Origin of the sequence: Mumia sp. (genome assembly GCF_028803055.1) — a bacterium.
Taxonomy (GTDB): domain Bacteria; phylum Actinomycetota; class Actinomycetes; order Propionibacteriales; family Nocardioidaceae; genus Mumia.
The window spans coordinates 1-10,022 of record NZ_JARBCJ010000129.1; the positions used below are offsets into that span (position 1 = coordinate 1).

Here is a 10,022-nt window from a genome sequence, read left to right on the forward strand (position 1 = left end):
AGGCCGCGTGCGCGGCGAAGGTGTCGTCGAACCCGACGACCGAGAGGTCGTCGGGAACGCGCAGGCCGACCTGGCGCGCGGCCTCGAGCACGCCGAGAGCCACGGCATCGCTGGCCGTGAAGATGGCGGTCGGGCGGTCGGTGTCGCGAAGCAGTGTCGTACATCCGAGGCCGTCGTCGTAGTCGAACGTCCCGGGGACGACCGGGGCGGCGTTCGGATCGAGGCCGGCCGTCTCGATGGCGCTGCGGAATCCCGCCAACCGCTCGTTGGCCGGCGTGGACGTCGGCTCTCCACCGACGTACGCGAGACGGGTGTGTCCGAGCGAGAGGAGGTGCTCGGTGGCCTGCACGCCGCCCATCCAGTTGGTCGCGCCGACGCTCATCACGCCGTCAGGTGCCGCAGCCACCGGGTCGACGACGATCAGGGGAGTCCCGCGGCGGCGGCAGGCAGCGACGTGGTCGTCGGAGAGCGGGTTGGTCACGAGGATGAAGGCCTGGGCGCCGCGCGCCTGAGCCTGCCGGATCCAGGCCGGCGAGCCTGGCGCGAAGCGGTCGTCGGCGACGTTGCCGAACTCGTTGACGATGACGATGGCGTCTCGGACCTGCGCTTCGGCGAGCAGACCGTCGAGCACCGTCGCCGAGTAGGCGTTGGCGAGGCGGTCGAACACGACCCACACCTGGGTGGTGCCGGGAGCAGGGGCGCGGACCGCGGGCACGTACCCGAGCTCGTCGGCCGCCGTGGTGACGCGTGTCCTCGTCTCGGGGGCAACGTCGGCGCGGTCGTTGAAGACCTTGGAGGCGGTCGCCTTCGAGACGCCCGCCCGGGTGGCGACCTGCCCCAAGGTCACGTGCGTCTCGGCCATGCGTGCACCGTACGGGATTCGAAACGTTTCGTCCACGATCCGCGCGAGAACAGCGAGAGATCCAGCGGCGGGTCGCGCCCGACTTCGACCTCTTGTGTCGTGCATCACATCCGGTCTATGGTCATCTCAACCGAAACCGCCCGAAACGTTTCGGCACGGAGAGGAAGCACACCATGAGAGGCAACAAGAGGCTGGTCGCGATCGGCGCCGCGGCGAGCGCGGCCGCCCTCGTCCTGAGCGCATGCGGCGGAACCGATCCCGGGAGCGGCGGCGAGGACGCGAGCGCCTGGGTGCTCACCGGCGGCTCGGAGGCGACGTTCCGCAGCTCGTTCGAGACCTGGAACAGCGACAACGCCGACCAGGAGATCGCGACCGACTGGTTCGCGAACGACGCCTACAAGGAAAAGATCCGGACCGCCGTCGGGTCCGGCAGCGCACCGACCTTGATCTTCAACTGGGCCGGCGGCGCTCTCACGGACTACGTCGGCAACGACGACGTCGTCGACCTGACCTCTCGGACGAAGGAGCTTCAGGAGCGACTCGTCCCCTCCGTGCTCGAGAGCGGCAAGATCGACGGCAAGCTCTACGCGGTCCCCAACAACAACGCCCAACCCGTCATCCTCTTCACGAACAACAAGGTCCTCGAGGGGGCAGGCGTCGACGGTCCGCCCACCACGTTCGACGAGCTCCTGGACGACGTCGCCAAGCTCAAGAGAGCCGGAGTCGACACCCCGATCGCACTCGCGGGGCAGAGCCAGTGGCCCGAGCTGATGTGGATCCAGTACCTCGCCGACCGCGTCGGCGGACCCGAGACGTTCAACGCCGTCATCGACGGCAAGCCCGACGCCTGGTCGAGCCCCGAGATGCTCAAGGCGCTCGGCATGATCACCCAGCTCGTCGACGCTGGTGCCTTCGGTGACAAGTTCGGCTCCGTCGTCGCCGACGCCAACGCTGATGCCGCCCTCCTGCACACCGGCAAGAGCGGCATGCTGCTGCAAGGTGCCTGGACGTACTCCAACTTCCTCACCGACGCCCCGGACTTCGCCGACAGCGGCGACCTGGGCTTCGCCAACTTCCCGTCGGTCGAGGGTGGCAAGGGTGACCCCGCCAACATCGTCGGCAACCCGGCCAACTTCTGGTCCGTCTCGGCGAAGGCGTCCAAGGAGCAGCAGGACACCGCCGTGGACTACCTCAACGATGCGATGTGGGACGAGAAGTACGTGGACGAGCTGATCAAGAACGGTGGCGTCCCGGTCACCGTCGGTGCCGAGGACAAGATCGCCGGCTCCGATCAGGCGCCGTTTCTCACCTTCGCGTACGACATGGTCAAGAACGCGCCCAACTTCCAGCTGTCGTGGGACCAGGCGCTACCGGCGAGCCAGGCGCAGGCGCTGCTGACGAACCTCAGCCAGCTCTTCCTCGGCCAGAAGACGCCCGAGCAGTTCGCGAAGGCGATGAACGACGCGTCATGACCGTTGCCGACCGGGTCCGAGAGCCCCGCCAGTCCACCAGCCCGCCCGCCCGTCCTCGCCCCCGTCGCCTCGGTCCGTCCCTGTGGATGAGCGCGCCGGCCATGGGCTTCTTCGCGTTCTTCGCCGTCGTGCCGCTGGCAGGTGTCGTCATCCTGTCGTTCACGACGTGGGACGGTCTGGGGACGCCCGAGTGGGCGGGCACCGCGAACTGGACGTCGGTGCTCTCGGACCCGGTCACGCAGCACGCCATCACGCTGTCGGTCATCCTCACGGTCGCCTCGTGGCTGGTCCAGTGCCCCACGAGTCTCCTCCTCGGCGTCTTCATGGCAGGGCGACAGCGCTACCGCGCCGTGTACTCGGTGCTGTTGTTTCTCCCCCTGCTGTTCTCCGCAGCCGCGGTCGGCATCGCGTACAAGTCGCTCCTCGACCCGAACTTCGGGCTCGGCACCGCGCTCGGGATCGACTCGCTCAACCAGGACTGGCTCGGCGACCCGTCACTGAGCATGCCCACGCTGGTGTTCGTCATCGCCTGGTGCTTCATCCCGTTCCACTCGTTGCTCTACCAGGCCGCGGCACGCCAGATCCCCCGGTCGATGTACGAGGCGGCGACGATCGACGGGGCAGGGCGGATGACCACCTTCTTCCACATCACGCTCCCGCAGCTGAAGAACACCATCGTGACCTCGTCGACGCTGATGATCGTCGGCTCGCTGACGTACTTCGACCTCATCTTCGTGATGACGAACGGCGGACCGGGCAACGCCACCCGCGTGATGCCCCTCGACATGTATCTCCGCGGGTTCCGCTCGTACGACATGGGGGGAGCGGCGGTCGTGGGCGTGCTCCTGGTCGTCGTGGGTCTTGCCGTGTCGTACCTGCTGAACCGGCTCGGCGGCAGCTCACGCATGGACAGCCAGATGGAAGGCCTCTGACATGCGCACCCGTACCCAACGGCCCAACCTCGTCGGAGGGCTCGTCGGCACGTTCTGGCTGGCGGTCACGCTGGTGCCGATCTACTACATCGTCGTCACCAGCCTCCGCCCTCGCGCGGACTACTTCACGTCCAACCCGCTCTCGATCCCCACCGAGCCGACGCTGACGGCCTACCGTGAGGTCCTGGCCGCCGACTTCACCAAGTACCTGGTCAACTCGGTCCTCGTGACGGTCGCGACGGTGGCCGTGACCGTCACGCTCTCGCTGATGGCCGCGTACGTGATCGTCCACAACCGGTCGGCTCTGTCGCGACGGGCCTTCGAGGTTCTCCTCCTCGGGATCGCCATCCCGATCCAGGCGACGATCGTGCCCGTCTACTACCTGATCGTCCGCCTCGGTCTCTATGACACGTTGTGGGCGCTCATCCTTCCCTCGATCGCCTTCGCGATCCCGATCTCCGTCCTGATCCTCGTCAACTTCGTCCGTGACATCCCTCGAGAGCTGTTCGAGTCGATGCGGCTCGACGGCGTGTCGGAGTGGAGCCTGCTCTGGCGGCTCGTCACGCCCATGACCGTGCCCGCGATCATCACCGTCGCCATCTACGACGCGCTCAACGTGTGGAACGCGTTCCTCTTCCCGCTGATCCTCACCCAGAGCGCGGACAAGAGAGTCCTGCCGCTCTCCCTCTGGACGTTCCAGGGATCGTTCACGGTCAACGTGCCCGCGATCCTCGCCGCCGTCGTCCTGTCCGTGATCCCGCTCCTCGTCGTCTACGCCATCGGGCGTCGGTTCCTGGTCTCGGGACTGACCGCGGGCTTCTCCAAGTAGCGCGACCACGCCATCTCCCGGAATCGCCCCGGTCCCGACCGCAGAAGGAACTCGATGAACCTCTGGAACGATCCCGCCGCGTCCGTCGACGAGCGCGCCGATGCGCTGCTCGCCGCCATGAGCCTCGACGAGAAGGTCGGCCAGCTCGCCAGCTTCTGGCCCCAGCCCGCCGCCTCCTCGCAGGTCGCCGGTGACGTGGCCCCGATGGAGAGCGCGATGAGCGACGGGCTGTCGTGGGACGAGTCCATCCGCCACGGCCTAGGTCACCTCACGCGGAACTTCGGCACCGAGCCGGTCTCCGTCGACGACGGCGTCAAGCGGCTGCGCGACTACCAGCGCCAGGTCGTCGACCAGTCCCGGTTCGGGATCCCGGCGATCGCCCACGAGGAGTGCCTGACCGGCTTCACGACGTACGGCGCGACGGTCTACCCCGCCGCCATCGCGTGGGGGGCGACGTTCGACCCCGACCTGGTCGAGGAGATGGCGGCCGCCATCGGCAGCGACATGAAGGCGGTCGGGGTCGACCAGGGGCTGTCGCCGGTGCTCGATGTGGTCCGCGACTACCGGTGGGGCCGCGTCGAGGAGACCCTCGGTGAGGATCCGTACGTGGTCGGCACCCTCGGGGCCGCGTACGTCCGTGGGCTCGAGGGCGCGGGGATCGTCGCGACGCTGAAGCACTTCGCCGGATACTCAGCGTCCAAGGCGGCGCGCAACCATGCGCCGGTGTCGATCGGTCCGCGCGAGCTCGAGGACATGATCCTGCCGCCGTTCGAGATGGCGATCCGCGAGGGCGGCGCGCGCTCGGTGATGAACTCGTACTCCGACGTCGACGGGCTCCCGGCGCTCGCGAGCAACAGGCTCCTGACGCACGTCCTGCGCGACCGCTGGGGCTTCCGCGGCACGGTCGTCGCCGACTACTTCGCCGTCGCCTTCCTCGAGACCACCCACCGCGTCGCCGCCGGCCCGCGCGCCGCCGGGATCCTCGCCCTGGAGGCCGGGCTCGACGTGGAGCTCCCCAGCACGACCGGGTACGCCGACCTCGCGTCTGCGGTCGCCGACGGGGTTCTGGACGAGGCGTACGTGGACCGGGCGGCCCGGCGGGTGCTGCGGCAGAAGATCGAGCTCGGGATGCTGGATCCCGCGTACGACCCGACGTCGGTCGGGGAGTCGACCGACCTGGACAGCCCGCGCAACAGAGACGTCTCCCGTCGTCTCGCCGAGCAGAGCATCGTGCTCCTGAGCAACGACGGCGTCCTCCCTCTCCAGGTCCCGTCGCGCATCGCGCTGGTCGGTCCGTGCGCGGACGACCCGAACACGTTCATGGGCTGCTACTCGTTCCCCAACCACGTGCTGTCGCGGTACGGCGGCGACGACCTCGGCGTCGACGTACCGACGCTCCTCGATGCTCTGCGCGGCGAGGTCGAGGCCGAGGTCGTCCACCACCTCGGCGTGTCCGTCACCGAGGCCGATCGCGGAGGCCTCGACGCGGCGGTGGGCGCGGCCGCCGAGAGCGACGTGGCCGTCGTTGTCGTGGGGGACCTGGCGGGACTGTTCGGGCTGGGCACCTCGGGCGAGGGCTGCGACGCCGTCGACCTCCGGCTCCCCGGCATCCAGGAGGAGCTCGTCGAGCGCGTGGTGGCCACGGGGACACCGACCGTCCTGGTCGTCGTGTCGGGTCGTCCGTACGCGCTCGGGGCGTTCGCCGACCGCTGTGCCGCCATCGTCCAGGCGTTCATGCCGGGCGAGGAAGGCGGCGCGGCCCTTGCCGGCGTCCTGACGGGACGCCTCAACCCGGAGGGCAAGCTGCCCGTGGGCATCCCCGCGCACCACGGTGGTCAGCCCGGCACCTATCTCGCACCGCCGCTCGCCTGGTACTCCGAGGGCATCTCCAACCTCGACCCTCGGCCACTGTTCCCCTTCGGGCACGGCATCGGCTACACCTCGTTCGAGCTCACCGACCTCCACATCAGCGAGGAGAGCGTGGCGACCGACGGGATGGTCGAGGTGGCGGCGACCGTCACCAACGTCGGTGACCGCGCCGGGGCCGAGGTGGTGCAGCTCTATCTCGGTGACCCGCTGGCGCAGGTGACCCGGCCCCTCAAGCAGCTCGTCGGCTACGCCAAGGTACGGCTCGACGCCGGGTGCTCCGCGACCGTCACCTTCGACGTCCACATGGACCGCACGTCCTTCACCGGTCGCGACCTCGAGCGCGTCGTCGAGCCCGGCAGGATCGACGTCACGGTCGGCACCTCCAGCGAGGACCGCCGGCTGACCGGTCGCTTCGAGATCACCGGGGAGACCCGCGTCGTCGATGAGGGCAGGGTGCTCACGACACCGGTCCGGATCGACGGATAAGCGCGCGGGTGCTGACGGCGAGCGGCCGGCTCGAGGTCCACAGCGTTCGATGTCAGAAGCATCAGCGGTGCGAGCCGACGTTGACGACGCTGCCCGAGGAGTCGCGGTAGAAGAACCGGGTGACCCCCCAAGGCTCCTCGGTGAGGGGGTGGACGATCTCAGTGTGGGCTCCGAGGGCCGCTCGATAGGCAGCGTGGACGTCGTCGACGAAGACGGAGACCTGGGGGTTGACGGTGGCGGTGGCGTCGGTCGTCATCAGGCTCAGCTGATGCCCGGTGCCGTCCCCCAAGGTCACGATCCAGCCGTGGTCCATCAGGACGTCCATGCCGAGGACGGCCGTGTGCTGGCGAACCGCCGCCGCGAGGTCTGACACGGACAGGTCTGGCACCACACGGTCGATATGCGGCGCTCCTTTCCGGGAGGGGGTGCCACCAGCGCCGCGGAGTTCCGGATCGCCGCCCTGTGCGCCGGCGCCGGTGCTGGCCCGCCACTCCGGCGCGAGCACCGACCAGACCTCCGTGTCGTGTCGTGTCCCTCGCAGCAGAAAGTTCTCTCGCAGCACGCCCTCGCTCCTCATTCCGAGCCTGCGCGCCACCGCGATGCTGGCCGCATTGGCCGGGCTGACCTGCCACTCGACGCGATGGATGCCCCGTTCCTCGACGGCCCAGTCGATGATGAGGCGCACGGCCCTGGTCACCAGCCCTCTGCCCACCGCCGAGGGCTCCAGCCAGCAGCCCGCCTCGGCGGTGCCCTGCTCGACGTCCATCGTCCGGAAGAGGACCCCGCCGACCAGCGTGCCTGCCGTCCAGATGCCGAAGATCCGGCCGGTGTCGGTGGTCGCCTTGTCTGCGTACGCCTGGAGGAAGGCGCGGCTCGACGCCAGGTCGGTGACCGCGTCGGGCAGCGCGATGTACCGCCCGACGAACTCCCGTCCTCGGTCCATGTGGTTCAGGAGCTCCCCGGCCCGCGACGGTTCAAGCGGACCGAGCACAGCATCGTCGCCCAGGGAAGTCGCGTGCATCGTCACCTCCACGTCAAGAACAGCGTCCAACGAGCCGGCATCGTCTCATGACAGCCGCTCTCCGGCCGCGATGAAGATGGCCGGCGCCGGGTCCGCAGGAGGCGGTACGGTCAGGCCGTGCCGACGATCGTGCTGTCCTCCTTGGTGCCTGCCACGCCTGAGGCGTGCTTCGCGCTGAGCCTCTCGGTCGACGCGCACACGGCATCGATGAGCCAGTCGGGTGAGCGGGCCGTCGCAGGAGTCACGTCCGGGCTGATGCGTCTCGACGACACGGTCACCTGGCAGGCGACGCACTTCCGGATCCCGTTCCGGATGACATCGCGGATCACCGAGTACGAGGCTCCGCGTCGGTTCGTCGACGAGCAGGTCTCCGGGCCGTTCCACCGCTGGTGGCACGAGCACCGGTTCGACGCGGTGGCTGGTGGCACGCAGATGACCGACGTGGTCGAGTACGAGGCGCCCGTCGGGCCGATCGGTCGTCTCGCCGACCGCGTCGTGCTGACCTCCTACATGACGCGGTTGCTCGAGCGGCGCAGTCGATGGCTGGTCGAGACGCTCGTGGCCCGCGGCGTGCCGGACACCCCGTAGCATGCGCCCGGTGGCAGACGACTGGGACATCGACGTCGTCGTGGTGGGCAGTGGGTTCGGCGGAGCCGTCAGTGCTCTGCGGCTGACCGAGGCCGGACATCGCGTCATCGTGCTGGAGAAGGGCCGCCGCCTCGACGACGGGGCGCTCAGCCGGGCGCGCCGCGATCCGCGGGCGTACCTCTGGCAACCGGGCGTAGGCATGCGTGGGTTCTTCTGGCAGCGCATCTTCCGTCACGTCGGCATCATCGGCGGCACCGGCGTCGGCGGCGGGTCGATCGTGTGGGCGGGCGTCCTGCTCGAGCCGGGGAAGGACTTCTACCGGGCGCCGTCGCTGCGCGCCCTCGGGGTGGACTGGCAGACCGAGCTCGCCCCGCACCTGCAACGCGCGGCGCGGATGCTGGGCCGGGTCGTGACGACGCACCGCGGCCCCATGGACGACCACCTCCAGGCGGCGGCGCGTGCGGTCGGCGCCGGGGCCTCGTACGGGCCGGTGCCGCTCGCCATCCACTTCGGCCGTGAGGGAGTCACGGAGCCTGATCCGTTCTTCGGCGGCGAAGGCCCTGCGCGCACCGGGTGCCGACTGTGCGGCGAGTGCCTGCTCGGGTGCCCGTACGGCGCGAAGAACCAGCTCACGCGCAACTACCTGCACCTCGCCGAGAGGTACGGCGCCGAGATCCGCGCCGAGCACGAGGTCGAGTCCCTGACGCCGCTGCCGGGGGGAGGCTTCGAGGTCGGGACCCGGCATCCCTGGCGCAACCAGCCGGCACAGGTCGTCCGGGCTCGACGTGTCGTGCTCGCCGCAGGGGTGCTGGGCACGCTCGACCTGCTGTTCCGGTGCCGTGACGACCTCGGGACGCTCCCCAACCTCTCGAGCACCCTCGGCCGACACGTCCGGACCAACAGCGAGGCGCTCACTGCCGTGCTCGCGCCACCGGGCGAGGATCTCTCGCGCGGCACCACGATCAGCTCCGACTTCCATCCCGACGCGCACACCCACGTCACCCAGAACCGGTACGTCGGCGGCTGGCACATGCGCTTCCAGCTCGGGCCGATGGTGGAGGGTGAGCGGGCGGGCCGTCGGGCGCTGCGCGTCCTGGGTCGCATCGCACGCAGGCCGGGTGCTCAGGCGCGCCTGGTCACCGCCCGAGGCTTCCTCCGGCGCCTGACCGTCCTCACGACGATGCAGCACAGCGACAACGAGCTGGCCCTGGAGTGGAGTCGCTCGCCGGTCCGTCCCTGGCGCCGGGTGCTGAGGTCGCGGATCACCGGCGGGGTCCGCCCGCCGAGCTTCCTCCCGGTCGCCAACGCGGTGACCCGGGCGTTCGCCGACTCCTCCGGGGGCCGTCCGCTCAACCTGCTCGGCGAGTCGGTCGGCGGCCTGTCGATCACCGCGCACATCCTCGGCGGGGCGGTGATGGGTGTCGACCGCAGCACCGGCGTGGTCGACGACCGCCACGAGGTGCACGGCCATCCGGGCCTGTACGTCGCCGATGCGAGCGTGATCCCGGCGAACCTCGGAGTGAACCCCTCCTTGACCATCACCGCGCTCGCCGAGCGGTTCGCCAGTCTCTTCCCGGCGCCGCCCACCTCGGCACGAACCCGTACGCCGATCGACGCCGTCCCGGCTCGGTCGGCCCGCACTCAGGAGCCCGTATGAGCACGACCGTCCGAAGTCTGCGTCACGCCTGGTCCACGCTGCAGCCGCTCGCGCCCGAGGAGGTGATCGGCGACCTCGAGGCTTCGTTCGTGGCGCCGTTGCGCACGGTGGCGCCGTGGGGACTGGGGCTGGTGGGGCTGCCACGCTGGTACGGCAAGCGGTTCGGAGCCGACCACGCGACCGGGTCGGGCAGCCAGACGGTGCGCGGGGTCAACCTGGTGCGTGACTCCTCGGGCGGGTTGCGGGAGGTGCTCCCGATACAGCTGAGCGTCGGAACGTCCCTGGCCGACGGCGGACTCGCCCTCG

The 10,022-nt window shown here is 69.8% G+C and carries 9 protein-coding genes; 7 read left to right on the plus strand and 2 right to left on the minus strand.

What is annotated here, in order from left to right:
* Positions 1-862: LacI family DNA-binding transcriptional regulator (locus tag PV363_RS12535; protein WP_301022482.1), on the minus strand; the 862-nt coding region annotated here is incomplete at its 3' end.
* 173 nt (positions 863-1,035) lie between these two features.
* Here PV363_RS12535 and PV363_RS12540 point away from each other — a divergent pair.
* The 4 genes from PV363_RS12540 to PV363_RS12555 are packed head-to-tail and all read left to right on the plus strand — an operon-like array spanning position 1,036 to position 6,450.
* Entirely contained in the window at positions 1,036-2,334 is a 1,299-nt protein-coding gene (locus PV363_RS12540) for an extracellular solute-binding protein (protein WP_220343835.1), read from the plus strand.
* Positions 2,331-3,266 carry a sugar ABC transporter permease gene (locus PV363_RS12545; RefSeq protein WP_220343836.1) on the plus strand — a complete coding sequence of 312 codons (936 nt, stop codon included), beginning with the start codon at positions 2,331-2,333 and terminating at the stop codon, positions 3,264-3,266. The genes PV363_RS12540 and PV363_RS12545 overlap by 4 nt, the downstream gene beginning before the upstream one ends.
* 1 nt (position 3,267) lies before the next feature.
* Positions 3,268-4,095 carry a carbohydrate ABC transporter permease gene (locus PV363_RS12550; protein WP_220343837.1) on the plus strand — a complete coding sequence of 276 codons (828 nt, stop codon included), beginning with the start codon at positions 3,268-3,270 and terminating at the stop codon, positions 4,093-4,095.
* A 54-nt stretch (positions 4,096-4,149) separates the two neighbouring features.
* The gene (locus PV363_RS12555) at positions 4,150-6,450 is read left to right on the plus strand and encodes a glycoside hydrolase family 3 N-terminal domain-containing protein (RefSeq protein WP_301022483.1); all 2,301 of its coding nucleotides are present in this window, start codon (positions 4,150-4,152) and stop codon (positions 6,448-6,450) included.
* 61 nt (positions 6,451-6,511) lie between these two features.
* Here the strand turns inward: PV363_RS12555 and PV363_RS12560 are convergent, their stop codons facing one another.
* Positions 6,512-7,471: a GNAT family N-acetyltransferase gene (locus PV363_RS12560; protein WP_301022484.1), complete on the minus strand. Its 960-nt coding sequence runs from the start codon at positions 7,469-7,471 to the stop codon at positions 6,512-6,514.
* A gap of 117 nt (positions 7,472-7,588) precedes the next feature.
* Here PV363_RS12560 and PV363_RS12565 point away from each other — a divergent pair, with 117 nt between their 5' ends.
* The 3 genes from PV363_RS12565 to PV363_RS12575 form a co-directional block, all read left to right on the plus strand.
* Positions 7,589-8,059 carry an SRPBCC family protein gene (locus PV363_RS12565; RefSeq protein ID WP_301022485.1) on the plus strand — a complete coding sequence of 157 codons (471 nt, stop codon included), beginning with the start codon at positions 7,589-7,591 and terminating at the stop codon, positions 8,057-8,059.
* Positions 8,060-8,069: 10 nt separating this feature from the next.
* On the plus strand, positions 8,070-9,716 hold the full coding sequence (locus PV363_RS12570) for an FAD-dependent oxidoreductase (RefSeq protein ID WP_301022486.1): 1,647 nt from the start codon (positions 8,070-8,072) through the stop codon (positions 9,714-9,716).
* The coding region (locus PV363_RS12575; RefSeq protein ID WP_301022487.1) for a hypothetical protein at positions 9,713-10,022 on the plus strand (310 nt) is incomplete at its 3' end. The genes PV363_RS12570 and PV363_RS12575, both read left to right, overlap by 4 nt.